A 24,031-nucleotide genomic window follows, 5' to 3' on the forward strand; every position below is an offset into this window, starting at 1 on the left:
GTTTAAATTTGTCAAAAAAAAACTATGGGATTTTATTACGAACTACTCAATCGTGAAATAAAAACAGACGGCACGCAAGTGGCACACTATCGCCCTACTAAAAACACTCAAGGAGCCTGGAATGATAACGAACAGCATATGGCCCCAGCTACAGGCGCTATTTGTGCAGAGTTAGAAAAGTTCCAACCAAGAGACGACATGCGAATTAGTCGCATCAGCTTGGATATATTGGGAATGATTCATTTGGACGACTTTCAAATTACTACTCGGTGTATCCGTCCAGGAAGAACTATTGAACTTCTTAATCGGTTTTTGAAGCTAAGGGAAGAACCTGCATTATTGCACGCACTTGGAGGATGATCACCGAAGACACTTCAAAAGTTGCTGGATTGGAAGATAGCCCAATGCCCTCTTACAAGACTTTACCTAATTGGGAAGGTATGTCTGTTTGGAGTGGTGGATATATTCAATCTGTTTCAAAAAATATTAAAGTAGTTGAACGTCGCCCTGGAAAAGGAAAGGTTTGGATTACAAATAAGTTGGAAATGGTAAAAGGAGAAACCACAAGCCCTTTTGTAAAACTAATGGGAATGGTAGATACCATGAATGGAGTGGTAGTTAGACAGGAAAATCCCTTTACTCATATGTTTCCTAATGTCGATTTACAAATCCATCTCTATCGCTTGCCTGCAGGAACGTGGTTAGGTCTAGAAGTTGATCAACAATATGGACAAGACGGTATTGGTTTAACAACTGCAGTACTTCATGACGAGAAAGGACCCATTGGCCACGCCGAGCAAATTTTGACAGTTAGAAAGGTATCTTAATTTGGTTTAATAAACTTATGAAGTATAGTGGGGATATACCAGGGATAACTATGGAGTTAGCATCAGATTTCAACAACTCTTTCTATTTTTGTATTAAAGGACTTCGACAAAGTATTATCTTTAGTCGTTCAATAAGAAATTCATTATATAAACACATAATATGGCTTCTATAATTAAAGAAATAAAAGATAAAACCGCATACCTAACATTAAATCGTCCAGAAGTTTTCAACAGTTTTAATAGAGAAATGGCCCTCCTACTTCAAAGTGAATTGGATGCCTGTGAAAACAATCCAGATATTAGAGCAATAGTAATAACGGGTATGGGGAAAGCATTTTGTGCTGGTCAAGATTTAAAAGAAGTAACTTCTCCAGAGTTAAATCCTGGATTCAAAAAAATTCTTGAAGAACACTATAATCCGATTATTTCTCGAATTAGAAGTATTGAAAAACCAGTTATTGGAGCTATTAATGGTGTAGCCGCAGGTGCTGGGGCGAATATTGCTTTGGCTTGTGATGTAGTAATTGCATCAGAAAATACAAGTTTTATTCAGGCGTTTAGCAAGATTGGGCTGGTTCCAGATAGCGCAGGAACTTTTTTTCTTCCTCGTTTAATTGGTTTTCAGAAAGCTTCAGCTTTAATGATGCTTGGCGATAAAGTATCCGCTCAAGACGCTGAAAAAATGGGAATGGTTTACAAGGTAATTTCTTCAGAAAACTTTTCAGAAGAAGTAAATACTATTGCCAATACCTTAGCCAACATGCCTACCAAAGCATTAGGGCTTACAAAGCGATTATTAAACCAATCCATGACAAATTCATTGGAAGAGCAATTAGATTTAGAAAGCAAACTTCAAATTGAAGCAGCTCAAAGTGAAGATTACGCTGAAGGAGTAGATGCTTTCGTAAACAAAAGAAAACCTGAATTTAAAGGAAAGTAATATTAGCAAAACTCGAATCAAGGTTTGTTAAATATTAAAAGTCTAAAAAATAAGAAATGATTAAAAATATTGGAATAATTGGCGCAGGTACAATGGGCGCAGGAATTGCACAAGTAGCAGCAACAGCTGGATGCACGGTTAAAATTTACGATACAAAAACCGATGCTTTGGAAAAGTCTAAAGCCGATTTAGAAAAAATCATGAATCGGTTGGTTGAAAAGGGACGAATCGATGCTAATGAAAAGGAGCGCATTCAAAATAATATAAAATATGTAAATACACTTAAGGAATTAAAAGATTCCCATATGACTATTGAGGCAATTATTGAAAACCTCGACATCAAGAAAAACGTGTTTTCAACGATTGAAAAGTTTGTAAGTGACGATTGTATATTGGCTTCAAATACGTCTTCCCTGTCTATTGCCTCTATCGCCTCTTCATTAGAAAAACCTGAGCGTTGTATAGGAATTCATTTCTTCAACCCTGCTCCATTAATGAAATTAGTTGAGGTTATTCCTGCGATACAAACCTCTGAAGAAACTTTAAACATTTCTGTTCAAACCATTAAAGACTGGGGTAAAACAGTTGCAGTAGCCAAAGACACACCTGGATTTATTGTGAATCGTGTTGCAAGACCTTTTTACGGAGAAGCACTCCGAATTTACGAAGAAGGCATTGCCGATTTTGCTACTATCGATTGGACTATGACAAATTATGGAGGTTTTAAAATGGGTCCGTTTGAACTTATGGACTTTATAGGAAACGATGTAAACTATACGGTTACCGAAACTGTTTTTCAAGCGTTTTATTACGATCCACGATACAAACCTTCATTCACACAAAAACGTTTTGCAGAAGCTGGATATTTAGGAAGAAAAACTGGTAGAGGTTTTTACAACTATGGAGAAAATGCCGTAAAACCTGAACCTGTGTTTAAAGATGACTTAAACATTGAAAAGCTCGTTTTTGAAAGAATATTAGTAATGCTAATTAATGAAGCTGCTGATGCCCTTTTCTGGAATATTGCATCTGCGGAAGACATAGACAATGCAATGACTAAAGGAGTAAATTATCCAAATGGTTTATTGGCTTGGGCGAACGAAAAAGGAATCGATTGGTGTGTAGAGAAAATGGATGAGCTTTACGATACATATCACGAAGATCGCTACCGTTGTTCTCCGATTTTGAGAAAAATGAAGGATAACGGAAGTACATTCGACGTTTAAATTGAAAATAATTAGGTTTTAAATCGAAATAAATATGAAGAAGTTTACTTATTTAGTTTTGGCTTTATCTTTTATTCTTGGATCTTGTGGAAATAAGAAAGAAGAGAAAAAAGAAGAAGACAATAATACTGCTGAAACAGTATTAGAAAAAGCAAAGAGAATTCACGACAATGTAATAACCATTGACACCCACGTTGATTTTGATGTCCGCAATTTCACCGCAGAAAAAAACTACACCCAAGAACTTCCAGTTCAAGTGGATTTGCCTAAAATGGCTAAAGGTGGTTTAGATGCTGTGTTCTTAATTGTATATACAGGACAAGGTGATTTAACAACAGAGGGCTACAAAAAAGCATATGAAAATGCAGACGCTAAGTTTAATGCCATTCATCGTTTAGCTACAGATTACGCTTCAGACCAAATAAAACTTGCCACTACTGCTGATGATGTACGCCGTATTGCTACCTCTGGTAAAAAAGTTGCTCTTATAGGTATAGAGAACGGTTATCCTATGGGGGAAGACATTTCTAAACTTCAAGAATTTTACGATCGTGGAGCACGTTATCTATCACTGGCTCACAATGGTCATAATCAGTTAGCAGATTCAAATACGGGGGAAGAAGACAATGTATGGCTTTATAAAAACAATCTAAGTGAGTTAGGAAAAGAAGCTGTTGCCGAACTTAACCGTTTAGGAATAATGATTGATGTTTCGCATCCATCTACAGGTTCAAACAAAGAAACATTAGCACTTACAAAGGCCCCTGTAATAGCCTCACATTCTTCTGCTCGTGCATTAAATGATGTAAGTAGAAATCTTTGGGATGATGAGCTTTTAGCGATAAAAGAAAATGGTGGTGTAGTTCAAGCTGTAGCTTTTGCTAGTTATATCAACTCTAAAAAAGATTCTATTCACAAAGCCGCATCCCAAACAATTTTGGATGAAATTGCTTCAGAAATGGATTTAAAAATCTTAAGCTGGCCTGAATACAGAGAATTGAATAAAGATGAAGCTGAAGCATATTTAGATAAATACAGAAAACTTCAGGCAACTGCAAAACCACGGATTGAAAAAGAGGTTAATCCTATTGCACCTCCGGTAGATGTAAAAGATTTTGTAGATCATATAGACTATATGGTAAAACTTTTAGGCGTTGATCACGTAGGAATTAGTTCTGATTTTGATGGCGGTGGCGGAATTTTTGGATGGAGAGATGCTTCAGAAACTCTTAATGTTACTTTAGAATTAGTAAAACGCGGTTATAGTGAAGAAGACATCGCAAAACTTTGGGGTGAAAATCTACTTCGTGTAATGGAAGAAGTAGAAAAAGTAGCTTTTAAACTTCAAAGCGAAGAAAAAGCGACTTAAGCTTATTTCGTTTTCAAACAGATTTAAAAAGCCTTCCAAAAATTTGGAAGGCTTTTTAGTATAACGTTATGATGCTATATACTCATAGCTAGCTTGTAGTCCAAGAGGAATTCCTAGTGCCCAATAAACCAATAGGAAAATGGTCCAAAAAATGAAAAATGCAATTGAGTACGGTACCATGGTTGAAACTAATGTGCCAATTCCGGTACCTTTTACATATTTCTGACAATAAACAACTACCAAGGGGAAGTAAGGCATTAACGGGGTAATAATATTGGATACCGAATCCCCTACTCTATATGAAGCTTGAGTTAGGTCTGGCGATATTCCTAGCTGCATTAACATAGGAACCATAACAGGAGCAATAAGCGCCCATTTAGCTGAGGCCGACCCGATAAAGATATTTACAAATCCTGTGAGAATAATAATTCCCACAATGGTAATTTGAGCAGGTAGATTTAAAGATTGAAGTCCTGAAGCTCCTTTTAATGCCAATAAAGCCCCGAGATTAGATTTAGCAAAAGCATCAATAAACAATGCACAGAAAAAAGCCATTACAATGTAATAACTCATTCCACTCATAGATTTGGTCATACTCTCAATAATATCTTTACTCGTTTTAAAGGTTTTAGACATCATTCCATATACCACACCTGGAATTAAAAATATGATAAAAATTAACGGCACTATCGATTGCATCAATGGTGCTGAAAAGGAAGTGATTTCACCTTTCGGGTCACGTAGAGCTGAATCTTCAGGATAAGCCCATAAAAACAATCCTATTAAACCCAATATCATTGCTAAACAAGCCGCATAAAACGCCTTCTTCTCTTGCTTATTTAAAGAACCCATATTAACCTCTTCTCCTTCTTCAACAACTACTGGAACTTTTTTCAGGCGAGGTTCAACTATTTTATCTGTAATATACCAACCTATTAAAACTATAAGTAACGTTGAAGCTGAGGTAAAATACCAGTTATTTAATGGATTTAACTGAATAGCTGGGTCTATAATCTGAGCGGCAGATTGCGTGAATCCCTGTAATAATGGATCAATTCCAGAAGGGACAAAATTTGCACTAAACCCACCCGAAACACCAGCAAAAGCTGCAGCAATTCCAGCAATAGGATGACGACCAGCGGCATAAAAAATAATACCACCTAAAGGAATTACCAACACATATCCCGCATCGGTTGCTGTGTGTGAAACTATAGCAACTAAAATTAACATGGGGGTTAAAAGTGCTTTCGGTGTAATTCGCAACATCGATTTTAAACCTGCATTTATAAATCCAGAATACTCTGCAACACCTACTCCCAACATGGCTACAAGAACAATTCCTAAAGGAGCAAAACTAGTAAACACAGTTACCATACTTGAAAGAAATTTAGCTAATGCGGCACTTGTAAGAAGGTTGTGAATCTGAATTGAAGAACCAGTAGTAGGATCTATTTCTGAAAACTCTAAAGTCGAAAAGATTGCAGACAGCACCCAAATTAGGAGCATTAAGACAAAAAATAGAATAGCAGGATCGGGTAATTTATTTCCTATTCGCTCAACTGAATCTAGTAGTTTGGTTACAAATCCTTTTTTTTCTGAGGTGGTTTTGTTAGTTGTATTCATATTCATGGGTAAAACAAATAAATGGCTCAAAAATCCATTTAAATGCGATTAAAAAAAAGACTAACATACAATTTTTTCTTAAACTTAAGATTTTTTAAAAGTAGCAAATCTTATTATTACAATTTTCTGAGATATGTAAAAATTGCTAGGATATTCTATAGTATCCAGACTTCAGATAAGCTCCTTCTTCAAAACCAATCGGGTGATCGATATCGTGTTGTGTAAATTCTTCTAATTGATACGCAACATTTAAACGGTCAAATTCTTCACGGTGAATATTTAAAAACTCATCTGCCTTAATTCTAGAAGAACAAGAAGCTAACAACAACAATCCGTTTTTTCTCGTTAATTGAATTCCGAGAGTCGTTAATTCGGCATATTTCTTTTTAGCGACATCAATTTCCTTTTTACTTTTAGCAAAAGAAGGCGGATCGATTACCACAATATCAAACTGCTTTTTGTGCTTAACCATATCGTTTAAAAGCTCAAAAGCATCCCCAGCTAAAGTGAAGTGTTTGCCGTCGTGATTATTTAAATTTGCATTCTGTTGTGCTAATTCTAATGCCTGTTTACTGAAATCTAAACTTGTAACTTCTTTCGCTCCCCCAGCCAAAGCGTGAACCGAAAATCCACCGGCATATGAAAACACATCAAGAACAGTCTTGTCTTTAGCAAGCTGTCCTACTCTATATCGATTTGCTCTATGATCAAGAAAAAAACCTGTTTTATGTCCTAGTAAAAGATCTGCTTGAAAGTTTACTCCATACTCCTTGAATGTTACTGACTGATTATCAAAATTGCCATAAAGCACATCTCCTTCTTTAAAAGAAATTTTCATTTTTTGGAGGTTTCTACTTAGACGAAGCACTAAACTTTCTACTTGACTTGCTTCAACAATAGCACGTACTAGCATTTTAAGATATAATAACCAAATAGGAGAATACAGTTTTACTACTCCTACATTATTATAAATATCAACTATTAGACCTGGAAGCCCATCATTTTCTCCAAAAATTAAACGATACGCATTTGTATCAGTTTTTAATAATTGTTTACGAATTTCGTACGCTTCAAAAGTTTTCTTTTTAAAAAATTCTTCATTTATTTTCGCACCACCTCCTAAATGAATCATTTTAATTCGAATTGGAGAATCTGGGTCGTAAAGCCCAATTCCAAACACTTTATTACTTCTCTGATCGAATAGTATAGCAATATCTCCAGGTTTTCCTGTTTTATTAATTTTTTCAATACTTTCTGAAAATATCCAAGGATGTCCCTGTTTAACTAACTTTTCAGCAGTAGGTTTAAGTTTTATTGCCAAAGAAATTGGAGATGCCATATATAGCTGTGTTGTAAGGTGAAAGTATAGTTGTTTAAAAGAAAAAAGTAAATGATAGTTGGGGTTAAAATTACTTAATCTTCATAAATAATAAGATTTTACAAATGTCTATATTTAATGTCCTATTTTTGTATTAAATCTAGCTTGTTTCATTTTAATCTAATATATGATTGAAAACAATAATAATTCCTTTGGTTCAAAAATGAATCCTGAAGACATACCCAGTAAAATGCTTTCTTTGGATCCTTTCAGCTCTTGGCTTGGAATTGAAATTTTAGAACTTAAAAAAGGGTATGCCAAACTTGGTATGCATATTAGAAATGATATGCTAAATAGTATGGGAAAAGCCCACGGAGGAATCTCATTTTCTTTAGCAGATACTGCCTTTGGATTTGCAGCTAACTCTCAAGGTAAATTTGCTGTATCTATCGAGACTTCTAATAATCATATTGAAGCCTTAGAAGAAGGAGATTACATAATTGCGGAATCTGTAATTGAGAGAACGAAAAACAAGCTGGCATTTTATATTGTTGAAATTAAACGAGAAGAGGAGTTAGTTGCACTTTTTAAAGGAGTTGGCTATAGAACTTCAAAAGAATGGACTGAAGAGTAGAATAATTTTATATTTCCTTTGCAGTTCCTTTATTTCTTGATATTTTAGAAAATGCTGCTCTTAATAAGAATAGTGTTCTATACTTTACAATTGTTGTTTGTTTAAAAACGGTTATTTTTTTCAAATATCAATACTAAATTTAACATAAAAATATTCAATTTTGAATTATTTAAAAAGACAAGAGTAAAGCGAGGTTAGCACTTCATCTACAGACCTAAAAGTTTGTTATTTTTTAATAAAAACTTAACCTTTTAATGAAACGCATTAAATAGTTTTGATAAAATTTTCGAAATCTTAAAACTGATGAAAGTAAAAAAATATCCTATTGATAAAATAAAAAGACCTTTTGCAAAATTAATGCAAGAAGAGAAATCTGGAGCCCTCGTTTTGGGAATAAGCATTATAATCGCTTTTATCCTTGCTAATTCACCAATTCACGAGCAATATCATCATTTTTTCGAACACGAATTTGGTTTTTATTTTGACGGAAGTCCTTACCTAGAATACAGTATTTCTGAATGGATTAACGATGGTTTAATGGCTATTTTCTTCTTTGTAGTAGGTCTCGAATTAAAACGAGAAATTGTCGCTGGAGAATTGTCTAATATTCGAAAAGCTATGCTTCCCATTGCTGCTGCAATTGGAGGTATGTTGGTTCCTGCTGCTATCTATCTAGCCTTGAATCCTACAGGGGAAGTTCATAGTGGATGGGGAATCCCGATGGCAACTGATATAGCGTTAGCATTGGGAGTTTTATATCTTTTAGGTAACAGAGTTCCTCTTTCCATAAAGGTTTTTTTAACAGCCCTAGCCATTGTCGATGATTTAGGGGCTGTTTTGGTAATTGCATTTTTCTATACATCTAATATCTCATTCCTAAATCTTGCTATTGGTTTTGCATTTTTATTAATGATGTTCATTGGTAATAGAATGGGGGTAAGAAGCATTATCTACTATGCCATAATAGGGATTGTAGGCGTTTGGACTGCATTTATTTTATCAGGAATTCACGCCACTATCGCAGCAGTTCTAGCTGCTTTTATGATTCCTGCCAACGTAAGAATTAAAGAGAGCATATATATGGCGAGGATTAAAAAGCATTTGTTTAGGTTTAAAAATACTGATCCTGACGATTTAATTCCAACTTTAACTAACAAACAATTACATATACTCGAGCGTGTTAGTTTAGACACCAAAAAAGCCATTCCACCACTTCAGAGGTTAGAGCATGCGATGACTCCCTTCGTAAACTTTATAATACTCCCAATTTTTGCTTTGGCAAATGCCGGGGTTACAGTATTTAATATTGAAATAGATAAGTTATTTAGCACCAATGTTGCAATTGGAGTGGGATTAGGATTATTAGTAGGAAAAGTTATAGGAATTGTTGGCTTCAGCTGGCTTGCAGTAAAACTGAACATTGCATCATTTCCTAAATTAATGAATCTCAAAAGCCTTACTGGTTTAGCGTTATTAGCAGCTATCGGATTTACAATGTCTCTATTTATAACTCAATTGGCGTTTACACATGAAGAATATAAAACACAAGCGAAAATAGGTATCTTTATAGCATCCATTATAGGTGGGTTATTAGGATATTTTATTCTGAACAAGCAATTTAAAAAAACATCTTAATAGGTTTAATAATATGAAATGGAAAGGTAGAAGAAAGAGCGGTAATCTTGAAGACCGACGAGGAATGAGCAAGGGCAAAATGGCTGCTGGTGGTGGTATTGTAGTTACTATAATAGTATTGGCTCTAAATTTTTTCGGCGGCGATACAGGCAAACAACTCGCCCCAATTGTTGAACAGATTGGAAACAGTCGAACTTCACAACAAGTTGAACAAAGAGAACTCACTGCTCAAGAAAAAGAAATGGGCGATTTTATGGCAACAGTATTAGCTGATACTGAAGATGCCTGGCGACAAATTTTTAACGAGAATAACTTAGGTAATTATCAAGAGCCTAAAATGGTGCTTTTTACAGATGCAGTTAGAACAGGGTGTGGAAATGCTAGCTCAGCCTCAGGACCATTTTACTGTCCTGCAGATCAAAAAGTTTATATGGATTTAGTGTTCTTTAATGAATTAAAATCCCGTTTTGGAGCAAAAGGTGGCGACTTTGCCATCGCTTATGTAACTGCACACGAAATTGGACATCACGTTCAAACATTACTTGGAACTTCTGGAAAAGTAACACAATTGCAACGTCAGTCGGGTGAAGCACAAGCTAACAGACTGTCGGTTGCTTTAGAGCTTCAAGCAGATTTTTATGCAGGTGTTTGGGCCCACTACAACCAAAAATATTTGGAAGAAGGTGACATAGAAGAAGCCTTAAGTGCAGCAAATGCCGTAGGTGATGACGCCATTCAAAAAAGAACACGTGGAGATGTTATTCCAGATAGTTTTACACACGGAACCTCTGAGCAACGTATGACTTGGTTTATGAAGGGTTTTAAAAGTGGAGATGTAAGACAAGGAGACACATTTGCAGAATTATTAAATTAACATTCAAAAACTTTAATGGAAGCATATATAATTGACGGAATTAGAACGCCAATAGGAAATTACAAAGGAACCTTATCTACAGTTCGCACAGACGATTTAGGTGCAATTGTAATTAAAGAAGTAGTAAAAAGAAACCCAGATATTCCTAGCGATGCTTATGACGATGTTATCATGGGATGCGCAAATCAAGCGGGAGAAGACAATCGAAACGTCGCCAGAATGTCTTCGCTTTTAGCAGGATTACCTTACACTGTGCCTGGGGAAACGGTTAATAGACTTTGCAGTTCAGGTTTATCAGCAATTATTCATGCAAACAGAGCAATAAAAGCTGGAGATGGCGATTTATTTATTGCTGGTGGCGTAGAAAATATGACCCGCGGCCCATACGTAATTGCTAAACCTTCAAGTGCTTTTGGAAACGATTCTAAAATGTACGATTCAAGTTTTGGATGGCGTTTTATCAATCCAAAAATGCAGGAAGAATACGGTACAGATGGTATGGGAAATACCGCTGAAAACCTTGTTGAGATGTATAATATCTCAAGAGAAGACCAAGATAAATTTGCACTTTGGAGTCAGCAGAAAGCTACTAAAGCACAAGAAAACGGAAGATTAGCAAAAGAGATTGTTACCGTTGAAATTCCACAACGCAAAAAAGATCCAATATTATTTTCAAAAGATGAATTTATAAAGCCATCCACTTCATTAGAAGTTTTAGGAAAACTACGTCCAGCTTTCAAAAAAGAAGGCGGTAGTGTAACCGCGGGAAATTCATCAGGATTAAATGATGGCGCAGCAGCAACAATTATTGCCTCAGAAAACGCCGTAAAAAAATACAATCTTAAACCAATTGCAAGAATTGTAAGTTCTGCCGTAGTTGGGGTTGAACCAAGAATTATGGGTATTGGTCCTGTTGAAGCTTCTAACAAGGCGTTAGAAAAAGCAGGATTAACTATGGATGACATGGATGTTATCGAGCTTAATGAGGCTTTTGCTGCACAAGCATTAGCTTGTACTCGTGCATGGGGGTTGAAAGATGATGACCCAAGATTAAATCCAAATGGAGGTGCAATTGCAATTGGCCATCCACTTGGAGTAACAGGAGCTAGAACTACTTATTCAGCAGCCTTAGAATTAAAAGAACAAAACAAGAGATACGCCTTGGTTACAATGTGTGTTGGTGTTGGGCAAGGTTATGCTGCAGTAATCGAGCGCGTTTAAAAAAAATGTATTTCACTTAAAAAGTGAATTGCTTAATAAAATTATAATGAAAAAATTACATAATTACATAACAGGACAATGGGTTCAAGGTAAAGGCGAAGGTGTTCCTATGCACGACGCTATTACCGGTGAAGTTATTGCCCTTTCTGATACTGAAGGACTCGATTTTGGAGAAATTCTTCATTACGGAAGAACGAAAGGTGGAGAAGTACTTCGTAAAATGACCTTTCAAGAGCGCGGAAATATGCTAAAATCCTTAGCTCTTCACCTAGTAAAAAAGAAAGCCGATTTTTATGAGATAAGCTATAGAACGGGTGCTACAAAAGTTGATAGTTGGATAGATATTGAAGGAGGATTCGGAAACTTATTTGCTAATGCTTCTCTTAGAAAACTTTTCCCTAATCAACCTTATCACGTTGAAGGAGACCCAATAGATCTTTCTCGTGGAGGTCGTTTTATGGCACATCATATTATGGTGCCAAAACGCGGAGTTGCAGTACACATTAATGCTTTTAACTTCCCAGTTTGGGGAATGTTAGAAAAATGTGCAGTAAACTGGATGGCAGGTGTACCTGCTGTAGTTAAGCCTGCAACCAATACTTCATTCCTAACAGAAGCAGTAGTTCGAGAGATTATTGCTTCTGGAATACTCCCTGAAGGTGCCTTACAACTTATCACAGGATCTGCAAGAACTATATTAGATACTGTAGAATCTCAAGATGTCGTAACATTCACAGGTTCTGCAACTACTGGGCGTATGTTAAAAGCACATCCTAGAATTATCGAGGAAGCGGTTCCTTTTACTATGGAAGCCGATTCGTTAAACGCTTCTATTCTAGGAAAAGATGCCATTCCGGGAACCCCAGAATTTGATTTATTTATAAAAGAAGTACGCAATGAAATGACCGTAAAATGCGGTCAAAAATGTACTGCTATCCGTCGTGTTATTGTCCCTGAAAACTTAGTTGAAGATGTTCAAATAGCACTTGGACAAGCACTTTCAAAAGTAACTATTGGAGACCCACGACTAAAAGAAGTAAGAATGGGCTCCTTGGTAAGTTTAGACCAAGTACAAGAAGTGCGTGAACGCGTTCAAGAGTTGTCAAAAACAGCAAGTATAGTTTATGGCGACTTAGATAAAATTGAGGTAATTGGTGCTGATGCTAAAAAAGGGGCATTCTTAGCTCCCATTGTACTTCGTGAAGACAATCCTTTTAAAAACTTATCTGTTCACGAAACAGAGGCATTTGGACCTGTTAGTACTATCATGCCTTATAAGAACTTAGATGAAGCTATTACTTTAGCTCAAATGGGGAAAGGTTCCTTAGTCTCTTCTATCGCTACCAATGATGATAAAATTGCAAAAGATTACGTAATAAATGCTGCTTCACATCACGGTAGAATTTTAGTGATAAATCGAGAAAGCGCTAAGGAAAGTACAGGGCACGGTTCACCACTACCAAGTTTAGTTCACGGTGGTCCAGGACGTGCTGGTGGAGGTGAAGAAATGGGTGGAATGCGAGGTATAAAGCATTATTTGCAACGTACAGCTATTCAAGGTTCGCCAACCACGCTAACTGAAATCACAGGAATATACCAAGCAAATGCAGATTACAAGGAAGCAGATAAACATCCATTTGCATATCATTGGGAAGACATAAGACCGGGTATGTCGCTTAAAACTCACAAGCGAACACTTACAAATTCAGACATTATAAACTTTGCGAATCTTACTTGGGATCATTTTTATGCTCATACAGATATCACATCGCTAGATGGAAGTATTTTCGAAAAACGAACAGCTCACGGCTACTTCATTATTGCAGCTGCAGCAGGACTATTTGTTTATCCTAATAAAGGTCCAGTAGCTGCAAACTATGGACTAGAAGATTGTAGATTCCTTCGTCCGTTATATCATAATGACACTATTTATGTTCGACTAACGTGTAAGCAAAAAGTTGATCGCGACGTAGCTTCTTCAGAACATCCGAGTGGAATAGTAAAGTGGTTTGTTGAAGTTTTTGACGCCGAAGATGAATTGGTTGCAGTAGCGACAATTTTAACGATGGTTGAAAAGAAACAAGAGGTTTTTACTGAGATGACCGAAGAGAAAATTCAAGAACTGGTAAACAAATTAACCGAAAATGTTAAGCCAAAATGGGGTATTATGACACCACAACATATGCTAGAGCATTTAGAAGAATCGTATAAAATTCTTGGAGGGCAAATTCAAGATTTTGAAATTGTAACTCCTGAAAAAATTGTAGAGAAAGTTAAAAACAGTCTTTATAATTATGAAAAATTCCCTCAAAACTCACACTACCCTACTTTGAAAAAGGGAGAGTTGGAAGATTTAAAACATCCGGATTTAGCAACCGCTAAAGAGAAATTTTTTAAAGCAAGAGAAGAATATGTTTCTTTTTTCAAGGAAAATCCTGACGCTGTTCTCAAAAATATGGTTTTTGGTGAATTGAATAAATATGAATCCTATCTACTAGAAAGAAAACACCTAAACCACCATTTTGAACAGTTTGGGTTGATTTAATTATCTAGATATATTCTATTAAATTTAAAATGGTCTCTTAGTTTTAAGGGACCATTTTAATTTAGAAACATCTACTTTTCTTTTTTACTCTCGTCTTTTAGTAGAATTTCATATAAGAGATAAAGTCCAATAATCGCAGCAATTACAAATAGTATAAAGGCAAATCCTGGATAACCAGCAATGGTCCATGAACTAGGAACTCTTACCAACATCGCTGCTCCAATAATTAAAGCTGCGATGATAAGCCCTGCTGTAATTCGATTGGCCACCTTTTGAAAGGCACCCGTAAATCGCTCTTCATCAATAGCATCAACTTTAATTTTCAACCTATTATCCGCTAGAAGTTCTGAGAATTTATTTAATCGATAAGGTAAATTTTCTGTTAGCTCCTTCATTTCTAGAAATACCTCCATTAAATTTTCTGGTTTTAAATTCTCCTTCATTCGCTGCTGCATCAAAAGCTTAACGTAATCTTTTACGGTTTGCTGCACGTCGTATTTGGGTGCGAGATAGGCCACTATTTGGTCTAGATTGAGTAGAATCTTTCCTAGAATATTCAGTTCTACGGGAATATGAATACTTTCTTTTGCAGCCATTTGGTTCATTTTTATTAAAATTCTACCTGTTTGCAAATCCTTAGCCCGAGCATTTTCATTTTCCTGAATTTTGCGAATTACATCTTTTTTGAAATTCGACACATCCTTCTTGTCATCGTATTCGCTTATACTTAGGAGTATATCTGCAACCCGAGAACCATCGTAATTACTTAAGCCAATCATCAATTTTAAAATGATTTCTTGCATTTCATTGCTGAACTTGGCTACCATTCCCAAGTCCATAAGCGCAATTTTATTTTCTGGCGTTAAGTAAACATTTCCCGGATGTGGATCGGCGTGGGCAAATCCATCCACTATAATTTGTTTTAAATAGCTCTTTACCAATTCATCCACCAAAGGTTCAAAAGAAATGTCGAGACGTTTTAAAGGTGAAACCTTTGTGATTTTCCCTCCTTCAACAAATTCCATTGTAAGCACCTTGGAAGAGCAATAATCCATTATTGGAGCAGGAATGAACATATGTTCAAATTCAGCTAGATTCTTTTTTAATGTAGCCAAATTTTGAGCTTCCAAAGTATAGTCTAGCTCCTTCAACAATACATATCGAAGTTCTTCGATCACACTGTGAATAGCATAATTACGTCCCATTTCACTATAAGTTTCAAGCTTTTCCGAAATAGACATCAAGGTATCTAAATCCTCAATAAATCGCTTCCGAATTCCTGGACGTTGTACTTTTACGGCAACTGTTTTTCCGGAGTGCAGCACCGCACGATGAACCTGACCAATAGAAGCACTTGCCAAAGGTTCTTTTTCGAAAGATGCGAATGCTTTGGATATACGAACTCCCAATTCTTCCTTAAAGATGGTTTCGATCTCCTGATAATCTACATTCTCAACATCATCCTGAAGTGTCGCTAAGGCTTCTAAAAATGGAGGGGGTAATAAGTCTGGACGGGTTGAAAGAAGTTGACCGAGCTTAACATAAGTAGGCCCCATACTTTTTAAGTCTTCCGCAAGTTCTTCAGGCGAATGTTCGAAGTTTTCCGATTCAATTTCGGACTCAGAATCGGCTATTCTTTCTTCTGTATAGGAAAAGACATCGCTGTTCCAATACTTCATCATAAATTTAAAAAAACGGATATACTTGTCGTATTGATCAGGTAGTAGACTCATAATTTGTAATTTTTTATGAAAACTACAAAATTTACTTAACTGCCTATACGAGCTTTAGGATAAATTTAGGTATAATAAATCCCCAATTCGTTTTTAATCCTCCGCAATTCTTTCTTTTCCTTTCTTAGTGGCGATAACACTAATAATTAATATCTGAAAGGCGTGATAAAACATCAGTGGTAAAAGCACTATTCCAATTATACTAGTCTGCCCAAAAAGTGCTTCCGAAAATACAGTTCCGTGGACTAAAGATTTTTTAGTCCCACAAAATTGATTTGTAATTCTGTCGGCGTGATTAAAATTGAGCAGTTTCCCAAACCATCTTGTTAGAGAGTACACAACAAAAAACAGAAGTAGTACCAAAATTACCATAACGCCCATTTCTAATACACTTACGCTAGAGAATATTTCATCCTCAAACGATTGAACGAAGCTTTTATATATTATCAGCAAAATCACAAACTTATCAAATAAGCTCAATTGTTTTTTATGCCTTTGTGCCCAAGCTCCAAAATACTTCCGAAGTAAAAGCCCCAGTATTAAGGGGATTAAAATTTCAGTAATCAACTGAATATAAATGGAAGAAAAATCGAAAGCTACATCTGTTTGACTTATAAATGGCATCATCCAAAGCGGTGTTAATACTATCCCGATAATTCCCGATATGCTTGCATTAAAAATTGCTGCAGGTAAATTTCCTTTTGCCATTGAAACCATCACAACCGAAGAAGAAACCGTAGAGGGCAATGCTGCCATAAATAAAAATGCCAACCAAAGAAGTTCATAATCTGAGTTATTAAAAAGCGGGTAAAACGGCAATATTAAAAGCGGAAAAAGGATAAATGTAGAACTCTGAACAGTAAGGTGTAACTTCCAATTTTTCAGCCCATTTTTAATGGCTTCAGAATTTAGACTTAAGCCATAAAAAAAGAAAATAAAAGAAATACCAATACTACTAACCGTTCCCATAGGTACAGGACTGCTTGAAACCGCAAGTTGAGGGAAAAAGTAGGCAAGAATAATACTAATTACAATTGCTATTACAAACGAATCAATTTTAAGTTTCTTGAGCATAGTATTTTTCAACAAAGATATAAGTGCTGAGCATTTTAAGATGACGTATTTTATAAAATTAGAACAAATATGGTTTTAAAATATATTACCAATTGTTCGATTAAAATCTAGATCATAAAAGTTCAATTAGGCATTAAATTTATAAAAAGTTGATTTATTTTGTAGGACTAGAAAAGACCCTAGTTTTTGCAGGCCTTTTGAATGGTTAAAAAGATCATTTAAAAAGGAAAAGTCTTTTATTTTGAATAAATTGTAACCGAACGAAAATCCGCATAAAAAGCGAAATAATATGAATGAAGCATACGTAAAACACAGCACTCAAAACGAAATTTCAACCATCGAATTTTTTCACCCAGCACACAACAGCTTACCTGGTGATTTATTGGCAAAACTTGCAAATACCATTACAGAAGTTGGCAACGATGATAATGTAAAAGTCATCATATTAAAAAGTGGTGGCGACAGAACTTTTTGTGCAGGTGCAAGTTTCAATGAATTAATCAGCATCAACGATGCCGAAACAGGAAAAAAATTTTTTAGCGGTTTCGCTAATGTGATTAATGCAATGCGCAAATGCCCAAAGTTTATCATAGGTAGAATTCAAGGAAAGACTGTTGGTGGTGGCGTTGGCGTTGCGTCGGCCACAGATTATTGTATGGCAACAAAATTTGCTGCAATTAAATTGAGTGAACTAAACGTTGGTATCGGCCCGTTTGTAGTTGGTCCAGCTGTGGAAAGAAAATTAGGAACAAGTGGTTTTAGTCAAATAGCCATTGACGCCAATTCTTTTTACGATGCCGAGTGGGCGAAGCAAAAAGGATTATACAATCAAGTTTACGACACCACTGAAGAAATGGATGAAGCTGTTCAAAACTTTGCTGAAAACCTTTGCAAGTATAACCCTGAGGCAATGAAAGAAATGAAAAAAGTTTTTTGGAGCGGCACCGAAGATTGGGATGAACTTTTAGCCGAAAGAGCAGTAATTTCAGGAAGATTGGTTTTAAGTGATTTTACGAAAGAAACACTAAAAAGGTTTCAATAATAGTTTGTAGACAAGCAAGTAGAAATGCTTCCAAGTCACGAATTTTGTAAACTATCATATCAGTTTGTTTGCACAGCAGCCTCAATTACTTTTAATATTGGCAAAGTTTAGATAGTACCAGTGTAAACTTTGGGCGTTATTTAAAAATGTTAAGGCGCAGTTTTAATGACATATAGCTGCACCTACCATGGCACAATTGTAACAATACATAAGCTTTGAAACCGATGAAGAAAATAGAAAACGACAACGATATTAGGTAAATTGATTTCAACATTAAAGCGACATTTAAAAAAAAATAAGATGATTAACCTCCCAAAGCGAGGCGCTCTCATCATTCTCCTCTAAAAACTAAATTATGATCTATTCATTCAAAGGCCACATTCCAGTAATTCACGAGTCTAGTTTTGTTCATCCACTGGCTGCTGTAACTGGGAATGTAATTATTGGAAAAAACTGCTATATTGGACCGGGCGCTGCAATTCGTGGAGACTGGGGGGAGATAATTTTGGAAGACGGAGTTAATGTACAAGAAAACTGTACAGTTCATATGTTTCCAGGTAAAAGTATTGTTTTAAAAGAAGGTGCTCATGTAGGCCACGGCGCAGTAATTCACGGCGCCAATTTAGGCAGGAATTGTTTAATCGGGATGAATAGCGTTATAATGGACGATGCTAAAATTGGTGACGAATGTATTGTTGGTGCAATGAGTTTTGTAAAAGCTGAAGAAAAATTTCCCAAAAGAAGTTTGATTGTAGGCAATCCTGCTAAAGCAATTAAAGATATATCAGATGATATGATTGCATGGAAAACGGCGGGAACAAGATTGTATCAACAATTACCAAATGATTGTCATAAAAGTTTAAAGGAGGTCGAACCATTACGCGAAATTCCAAAAAACAGACCTGTTCAAGAAGATTTTTATAAAACACTTCAAGATTTTAGAAAAAAATAATAATGTATAATAGAGAAATAGAAACACTTCCTCTTGAAAAGCTTAGGAAGCTACAAAGTGAACGTCTAGTGAATCTCGTAAACCGAGTATATAAAACCGTTCCGTTTTATAAAAATCTTTTTGATGAATCAGGAATTGATGTGTCATCAATAAAATCGATTAATGATATCCACAAGCTTCCTTTCACCAAAAAAACAGATTTAAGAGATCAGTATCCTTTTGGATTTTTAACTGTACCTGAAAACCAATTAGCGCGAATTCATTGTTCTAGCGGTACTACAGGAAAACCAACAGTGGTGGCATATTCAAAAAAAGACCTAGATATTTTCTCAGAAGTTGTTGCTCGATCTTTGGGTGCTGGAGGTGCAATGCCTGGAATGAAAATGCATAATAGCTATGGTTATGGTCTATTTACTGGCGGGCTTGGAATTCACTATGGAGCAGAAAAATTAGGAATGTCTGTAGTTCCTGTTTCAGTTGGAATGACCGATAGACAAATTACTTTATTACAAGATTTTCAGCCTGAAGTAATTTGCTGCACCCCTTCATATGCCCAAACCATCGCTTTTGAATTAGAAAAAAGAAACCTAAAAATATCCGACCTTAATTTAAAATATGCTATTTTAGGAGCTGAACCTTGGACAGAAGCTATACGTAATGACATAGAAGCATCTCTAGGTGTAAAAGCGACTAATATTTATGGGTTAAGTGAAGTTATAGGTCCTGGAGTCTCACAGGAAGCTTATAATGAGCAAGGCACAGGTAGTTATATATGGGAAGATCATTTCTTTCCTGAAATTGTAGATAGAGACACGGGTGAACCACTTCCTTATGGAGAAGAAGGTGTGTTAGTATTCACCACACTTACAAAAGAAGCTATGCCTTTTTTGAGGTATTGGACTAATGATATTTGCAGCTTGTCTTACGACCATAGCACATCTAGAACCCACATTAAAATGGGACAAATTAAAGGACGCTCAGATGATATGCTTATAATTAGAGGTGTAAATTTATTTCACACTCAAATTGAAGAAATTTTTCAGGAGTATAAAGAATTAGCACCAAACTATCAGCTAATTGTCAGCAAAAATGGTTTATCAGATCAAGTAGAGGTTAAAGTTGAAACCAATACAGACTTTCAAATTAAGTTAGGTTTTGAAAAAGGATTCAAAGAAGATGAAGTTTTAAGGAATTCAGCACTAACTTCTATTTGTAATCAATTGAAAAAAAATATAAAAGATAAAGTAGGATTAAGTATTAAGGTGACCTTGAATTGTTATGGAGCAATCCCTAAAAGTGAAGGAGGAAAATTAAACCGTATCATTGACTTACGAAATTCTTAAAAAATTAAATATGCCTAAGCAGGAATTTAGAATGCCCAAAATGGGCGAAAGCATTACCGAAGGAACCATCATAGAATGGCACGTTAACGTTGGAGAGTGGTTTGAAGAAGGAGATATACTTTTAGAAGTAGCTACAGATAAAGTGGATAACGAAGTCCCTGCAGCAGCTTCAGGAAAGTTAATTGAACAAAAATTCAGTAATGGAGATGTAGTTCCAATTGGAGAAGTTATAGCTATTTTAGAGCTTTCAGATAGTGAAGGTTTAAAATCATCGGATTCGAAAACTTCATCATCACCGTCAAAAAATAAGATTGTTCAGCGCAGTAGTGCTGGTTCAGCTTCTAAAGAGGAAATTGCGAAGCCTAGTCAAAGTTCACCCGCAAAATCATTCAAAGTAAACGAAAACCTATTCATTTCACCTTTGGTTGATAGTATCGCCAGAAAGCATCATATTAGCTATGAAGAGTTAGCTCGAATTCCCGGAACAGGAAAAGATGGACGCTTACGCAAGAGTGATGTTTCTGAATATATTGCAAGTGGACGTCCGTTTAAGTTTGCACAACCAATTTCAGAGCCTACAGGGTTTCAAGTGCCAGATTTAAAATTTGACAAAGGCCAAGGGAAAATAGTAGAAATGGACCGTATGCGTCAAATGATTGCCGACCATATGGTATATTCAAAGCATACATCTCCACACGTTACTGCATATGTTGAAGCCGATCTTACCGAAATGGTAAAGTGGCGAAATGAGAACAAAATCCCATTTCAGAAAAAACACAATGAAAAGCTTACATTCACTCCATTATTTATTGAATGTGTAGCCAAAGCAATTACCGATTTTCCAATGATAAATTCATCTTTAGATGGTAAAAATGTAATTGTGAAGGAGGATATTAATATTGGAATGGCCACTGCTCTACCTACAGGGAACCTAATCGTTCCAGTGGTTAAAAAAGCTGATAAAAAAAGCCTGAAAGAGTTAGCTGAAGCTACGAACGAATTAGCAGGAAAAGCCCGTGACAATAAGTTAAAAGGAGACGACACCAAAGGAAGTTCTTTTACTATTAGTAATGTTGGAACTTTTGGAAGTTTGATGGGTACACCAATAATTAACCAACCTGAGGCAGCAATTTTGGCAACTGGAATTATAAAAAAACGCGCAGAGGTTATGGAAAGAGATACGGGAGATACTATTGAAATTCGCCATATGATGTACCTCTCACTTTCATTTGACCATAGAATAGTTGATGGATATTTAGCGGGATCTTTTTTGAGAAGAATTGCAGACTATATGGAGAAGTTTGATGTAAATAGGGAATTTTAGTCAGGCCTATTAACACAACCCTGCTTTATGCATTTTGACTACAAAAAGTACCATTCAAAATGTCAACATCAACCAAAAGAATAAAAGAAAGAATAAATTTGAAAATTAGAGCCAACAGATTTTAAAAAGCTAATAGCTCTGAGAACAATCTTAAAAATCGTGAAACGATGGTTAATAAAATAAATAAAGAAACCCTTAAAAAAGCCTTTAAAACTCTCGTTACTGCAAAAGGAATGACTGAGATTTATGAAGAAAACTTTAAGACAGTTTCAAAATACGTTCATGCAACTTCACGCGGTCACGAAGTGATACAGATAGCTGCAGGAATGCAACTCTTACCGCAAGATTATGTTTTTCCATATTACCGTGATGATTCAATCTTACTTTCTATTGGGATGACACCATATGAGTTAATGCTCCAGGTTTTAGCTAAAAAAGACGATCCTTTTTCAGGTGGGCGAACTTATTACTCTCATCCAAGCTTAAAAGATGACGATAAGCCTAAAATCCCACATCAAAGTTCTGCTACCGGAATGCAAGCTATACCTGCCACGGGGGTAGCTTTAGGCTTTTGGTATAAAGAATCATTTAATTCAGAATTCAAAACTGAAAATTCAGAATTAGATGCACCAATTGTAATTTGTAGTTTAGGTGACGCTTCTGTTACCGAAGGCGAAGTTGCTGAAGCCTTCCAAATGGCTGTATTAAAAAAACTGCCAATACTTTACTTGGTTCAGGACAATGGTTGGGATATTTCAGCAAACGCAGCCGAAACAAGGGCTCAAAATGCTTATGAATATGCAAAAGGGTTTAACGGACTGGAGGCATTAACTATAGATGGAACCGATTTTGAAGAAAGCTACAACACACTTCAGAATGTAATTTCTAAAATAAGAACTGAGCGCAGACCATTTTTAATACACGCAAAAGTCCCTTTATTAAACCACCATACTTCAGGTGTTAGAATGGAATTTTATCGCGACGATTTAGATGAAGCTAGGACTCGTGATCCATATCCTAAAATGGTAAAACTATTGTTGGATAATGGTTTTAAACAAAAAGAATTAGACGATATTGAGAGCGAAGTTAAAAACGAAGTCAAAAAGGCATTAGAAAAAGCTTTTGCAGCAGAAGACCCAAAACCGGAAGATTTATTTACGCATGATTTTGCACCAACCGAAATAACCGAAGAAGTTGGAGATAGAAGTCCGAAAGGTGCCGAAAAAGTTGTGATGGTGGATTGTGCTTTATCCGCTATTGAAGAAATTATGCGCAAGCATCCAGAATCCTTATTATATGGCCAAGACGTGGGAAGGCGATTGGGAGGAGTTTTCCGTGAAGCTGCAACTTTAGCTGAAAAGTTTGGCGACAATCGCGTTTTTAACACTCCTATTCAAGAAGCTTTTATAGTTGGAAGTACAGTTGGAATGAGTGCCGTAGGTTTAAAACCTTTCGTTGAAGTTCAGTTTGCCGATTATATTTGGCCAGGACTAAATCAGTTATTTACAGAAGTTAGTCGTAGTTGTTACCTTTCGGAAGGAAAATGGCCCGTTTCAATGGTACTACGTGTTCCAATTGGAGCTTATGGAAGTGGTGGGCCTTATCATTCTTCTTCAGTAGAAAGTATTGTTACAAATATCCGTGGACTAAAAATAGCTTATCCAAGTAATGGAGCGGATCTTAAAGGTCTTCTAAAAGCAGCTTATTACGACCCAAACCCTGTTGTGATTTTTGAACATAAAGGGCTTTATTGGAGTAAAGTGAAAGGAACAAAAGGAGCTACTTCGGTATTACCTGCAGAAAATTATATTTTACCCTTTGGAAAAGCTTGGGTATTACAAGAAATTTGGAAGCAAGAAGATGAGGAAACTCTTTCAATAATAACTTATGGAATGGGAGTGCATTGGGCAATGAATGCTTCTGAGGAACTTGGAATGCAAGATAAAATTGAGGTTGTAGACCTTAGAACCCTTCATCCCTTAGACTATGAAACAGTTTTTAAATCGGTTAAAAAATGTGGAAAATGTCTAGTTGTAACAGAAGAACCTTCAGAAAATGGATTCAGTAGAGGACTTCAAGGAAGGATACAAGAAGAATGCTTTCAATATTTAGATGCACCAGTAATGCTGATTGGTTCAGAAAATATGCCAGCAATTCCGTTAAACTCAACACTTGAAGAGACAATGATTCCTTCAACTGAAAAGGTTAAAAAGAAAATATTGGATATATTAGGATATTAAAGAGTTTTTGATGATTAATTAAAAAATAAACACTATATTAAATTTTTTTAAAATTCTAGCTATAGCAAGCTAATTATTTAAAACCAATTAAAATAGGACTACTAAAGTAAT

General features: G+C 35.8%; 19 protein-coding genes. 15 read left to right on the forward strand and 4 right to left on the reverse strand.

What is annotated here, in order from left to right; all coding sequences use genetic code 11:
- Positions 1-24 precede the first annotated feature (24 nt).
- The 5 genes from RT250_RS02480 (at position 25) to RT250_RS02500 (ending at position 4,362) form a co-directional block, all read left to right on the forward strand.
- Positions 25-360, forward strand: a complete 336-nt coding sequence (locus tag RT250_RS02480; RefSeq protein ID WP_313111822.1) for an acyl-CoA thioesterase domain-containing protein — start codon at positions 25-27, stop codon at positions 358-360.
- Positions 357-827 (forward strand): thioesterase family protein, encoded by a 471-nt coding sequence (locus RT250_RS02485; protein ID WP_313111824.1) that lies wholly within the window; start codon positions 357-359, stop codon positions 825-827. Before RT250_RS02480 ends, RT250_RS02485 begins: the two co-directional genes overlap by 4 nt.
- A 160-nt stretch (positions 828-987) precedes the next feature.
- A complete protein-coding gene (locus RT250_RS02490; RefSeq protein WP_313111827.1) occupies positions 988-1,767 on the forward strand; it encodes an enoyl-CoA hydratase-related protein in 780 nt (259 codons plus the stop codon).
- A gap of 56 nt (positions 1,768-1,823) precedes the next feature.
- The gene (locus RT250_RS02495) at positions 1,824-2,993 is read left to right on the forward strand and encodes a 3-hydroxyacyl-CoA dehydrogenase NAD-binding domain-containing protein (protein ID WP_313111829.1); all 1,170 of its coding nucleotides are present in this window, start codon (positions 1,824-1,826) and stop codon (positions 2,991-2,993) included.
- Between the two features lie 34 nt (positions 2,994-3,027).
- On the forward strand, positions 3,028-4,362 hold the full coding sequence (locus RT250_RS02500) for a dipeptidase (protein WP_313111831.1): 1,335 nt from the start codon (positions 3,028-3,030) through the stop codon (positions 4,360-4,362).
- 66 nt (positions 4,363-4,428) lie between these two features.
- Here the strand turns inward: RT250_RS02500 and RT250_RS02505 are convergent, their stop codons facing one another.
- Both RT250_RS02505 and RT250_RS02510 read right to left on the reverse strand, forming a co-directional pair.
- A complete protein-coding gene (locus tag RT250_RS02505) occupies positions 4,429-5,985 on the reverse strand; it encodes an AbgT family transporter (protein WP_313111833.1) in 1,557 nt (518 codons plus the stop codon).
- Between the two features lie 145 nt (positions 5,986-6,130).
- Entirely contained in the window at positions 6,131-7,324 is a 1,194-nt protein-coding gene (locus RT250_RS02510; RefSeq protein ID WP_313111835.1) for a class I SAM-dependent rRNA methyltransferase, read from the reverse strand.
- A 202-nt stretch (positions 7,325-7,526) separates the two neighbouring features.
- On the opposite strand from RT250_RS02510, the gene RT250_RS02515 reads away from it, so the two are divergent.
- From RT250_RS02515 to paaZ, 5 genes are all read left to right on the forward strand, one after another.
- Entirely contained in the window at positions 7,527-7,937 is a 411-nt protein-coding gene (locus tag RT250_RS02515) for a PaaI family thioesterase (RefSeq protein ID WP_313112170.1), read from the forward strand.
- A 300-nt stretch (positions 7,938-8,237) separates the two neighbouring features.
- On the forward strand, positions 8,238-9,572 hold the full coding sequence (gene nhaA, locus RT250_RS02520) for a Na+/H+ antiporter NhaA (protein ID WP_313112172.1): 1,335 nt from the start codon (positions 8,238-8,240) through the stop codon (positions 9,570-9,572).
- Positions 9,573-9,585: 13 nt separating this feature from the next.
- Positions 9,586-10,446, forward strand: coding sequence for a KPN_02809 family neutral zinc metallopeptidase (gene ypfJ / locus RT250_RS02525; RefSeq protein WP_313111837.1), 861 nt, complete (start codon positions 9,586-9,588; stop codon positions 10,444-10,446).
- A 15-nt stretch (positions 10,447-10,461) separates the two neighbouring features.
- Positions 10,462-11,667: a 3-oxoadipyl-CoA thiolase gene (gene pcaF / locus RT250_RS02530; RefSeq protein WP_313111839.1), complete on the forward strand. Its 1,206-nt coding sequence runs from the start codon at positions 10,462-10,464 to the stop codon at positions 11,665-11,667.
- 46 nt (positions 11,668-11,713) lie between these two features.
- Positions 11,714-14,212, forward strand: a complete 2,499-nt coding sequence (gene paaZ, locus RT250_RS02535; RefSeq protein WP_313111841.1) for a phenylacetic acid degradation bifunctional protein PaaZ — start codon at positions 11,714-11,716, stop codon at positions 14,210-14,212.
- A 71-nt stretch (positions 14,213-14,283) separates the two neighbouring features.
- On the opposite strand, the gene RT250_RS02540 is transcribed toward paaZ, so the two are convergent.
- Together RT250_RS02540 and RT250_RS02545 are read right to left on the reverse strand one after the other, a co-directional pair.
- Positions 14,284-15,945, reverse strand: a complete 1,662-nt coding sequence (locus RT250_RS02540; RefSeq protein ID WP_313111843.1) for an ABC1 kinase family protein — start codon at positions 15,943-15,945, stop codon at positions 14,284-14,286.
- Positions 15,946-16,038: 93 nt separating this feature from the next.
- Entirely contained in the window at positions 16,039-17,019 is a 981-nt protein-coding gene (locus tag RT250_RS02545; RefSeq protein ID WP_313111845.1) for a bile acid:sodium symporter family protein, read from the reverse strand.
- A gap of 289 nt (positions 17,020-17,308) precedes the next feature.
- Here RT250_RS02545 and RT250_RS02550 point away from each other — a divergent pair, with 289 nt between their 5' ends.
- The 5 genes from RT250_RS02550 to RT250_RS02570 all read left to right on the forward strand — a co-directional run bounded on the left by RT250_RS02550 (position 17,309) and on the right by RT250_RS02570 (position 23,920).
- On the forward strand, positions 17,309-18,061 hold the full coding sequence (locus tag RT250_RS02550; RefSeq protein ID WP_313111847.1) for an enoyl-CoA hydratase/isomerase family protein: 753 nt from the start codon (positions 17,309-17,311) through the stop codon (positions 18,059-18,061).
- Positions 18,062-18,416: 355 nt separating this feature from the next.
- On the forward strand, positions 18,417-19,013 hold the full coding sequence (locus RT250_RS02555; protein ID WP_313111849.1) for an acyltransferase: 597 nt from the start codon (positions 18,417-18,419) through the stop codon (positions 19,011-19,013).
- Positions 19,014-19,015: 2 nt separating this feature from the next.
- On the forward strand, positions 19,016-20,356 hold the full coding sequence (locus tag RT250_RS02560; protein ID WP_313111851.1) for a phenylacetate--CoA ligase family protein: 1,341 nt from the start codon (positions 19,016-19,018) through the stop codon (positions 20,354-20,356).
- Positions 20,357-20,366: 10 nt separating this feature from the next.
- On the forward strand, positions 20,367-21,680 hold the full coding sequence (locus RT250_RS02565; RefSeq protein ID WP_313111853.1) for a dihydrolipoamide acetyltransferase family protein: 1,314 nt from the start codon (positions 20,367-20,369) through the stop codon (positions 21,678-21,680).
- A 167-nt stretch (positions 21,681-21,847) separates the two neighbouring features.
- Positions 21,848-23,920 (forward strand): alpha-ketoacid dehydrogenase subunit alpha/beta, encoded by a 2,073-nt coding sequence (locus tag RT250_RS02570; protein WP_313111855.1) that lies wholly within the window; start codon positions 21,848-21,850, stop codon positions 23,918-23,920.
- Positions 23,921-24,031 lie beyond the last annotated feature (111 nt).

The sequence above is a fragment of the Aequorivita sediminis genome (assembly GCF_032080575.2).
GTDB classification, from domain to species: Bacteria; Bacteroidota; Bacteroidia; order Flavobacteriales; family Flavobacteriaceae; genus Aequorivita; species Aequorivita sediminis.

What these genes read in the sequence shown, in the direction of transcription:
- RT250_RS02550 (WP_313111847.1), top strand. Translation starts at nt 17,309, where the DNA reads ATGAATGAAGCATACGTAAAACACAGCACTCAAAACGAAATTTCAACC.
- RT250_RS02570 (WP_313111855.1), top strand. Translation starts at nt 21,848, where the DNA reads ATGGTTAATAAAATAAATAAAGAAACCCTTAAAAAAGCCTTTAAAACT.
- RT250_RS02540 (WP_313111843.1), bottom strand. Translation starts at nt 15,945, where the DNA reads ATGAGTCTACTACCTGATCAATACGACAAGTATATCCGTTTTTTTAAA.
- RT250_RS02500 (WP_313111831.1), top strand. Translation starts at nt 3,028, where the DNA reads ATGAAGAAGTTTACTTATTTAGTTTTGGCTTTATCTTTTATTCTTGGA.
- RT250_RS02565 (WP_313111853.1), top strand. Translation starts at nt 20,367, where the DNA reads ATGCCTAAGCAGGAATTTAGAATGCCCAAAATGGGCGAAAGCATTACC.
- RT250_RS02505 (WP_313111833.1), bottom strand. Translation starts at nt 5,985, where the DNA reads ATGAATACAACTAACAAAACCACCTCAGAAAAAAAAGGATTTGTAACC.
- pcaF (WP_313111839.1), top strand. Translation starts at nt 10,462, where the DNA reads ATGGAAGCATATATAATTGACGGAATTAGAACGCCAATAGGAAATTAC.
- paaZ (WP_313111841.1), top strand. Translation starts at nt 11,714, where the DNA reads ATGAAAAAATTACATAATTACATAACAGGACAATGGGTTCAAGGTAAA.
- ypfJ (WP_313111837.1), top strand. Translation starts at nt 9,586, where the DNA reads ATGAAATGGAAAGGTAGAAGAAAGAGCGGTAATCTTGAAGACCGACGA.
- RT250_RS02485 (WP_313111824.1), top strand. Translation starts at nt 357, where the DNA reads ATGATCACCGAAGACACTTCAAAAGTTGCTGGATTGGAAGATAGCCCA.
- RT250_RS02480 (WP_313111822.1), top strand. Translation starts at nt 25, where the DNA reads ATGGGATTTTATTACGAACTACTCAATCGTGAAATAAAAACAGACGGC.
- RT250_RS02555 (WP_313111849.1), top strand. Translation starts at nt 18,417, where the DNA reads ATGATCTATTCATTCAAAGGCCACATTCCAGTAATTCACGAGTCTAGT.
- RT250_RS02495 (WP_313111829.1), top strand. Translation starts at nt 1,824, where the DNA reads ATGATTAAAAATATTGGAATAATTGGCGCAGGTACAATGGGCGCAGGA.
- RT250_RS02560 (WP_313111851.1), top strand. Translation starts at nt 19,016, where the DNA reads ATGTATAATAGAGAAATAGAAACACTTCCTCTTGAAAAGCTTAGGAAG.
- RT250_RS02510 (WP_313111835.1), bottom strand. Translation starts at nt 7,324, where the DNA reads ATGGCATCTCCAATTTCTTTGGCAATAAAACTTAAACCTACTGCTGAA.
- RT250_RS02545 (WP_313111845.1), bottom strand. Translation starts at nt 17,019, where the DNA reads ATGCTCAAGAAACTTAAAATTGATTCGTTTGTAATAGCAATTGTAATT.
- RT250_RS02490 (WP_313111827.1), top strand. Translation starts at nt 988, where the DNA reads ATGGCTTCTATAATTAAAGAAATAAAAGATAAAACCGCATACCTAACA.
- RT250_RS02515 (WP_313112170.1), top strand. Translation starts at nt 7,527, where the DNA reads ATGAATCCTGAAGACATACCCAGTAAAATGCTTTCTTTGGATCCTTTC.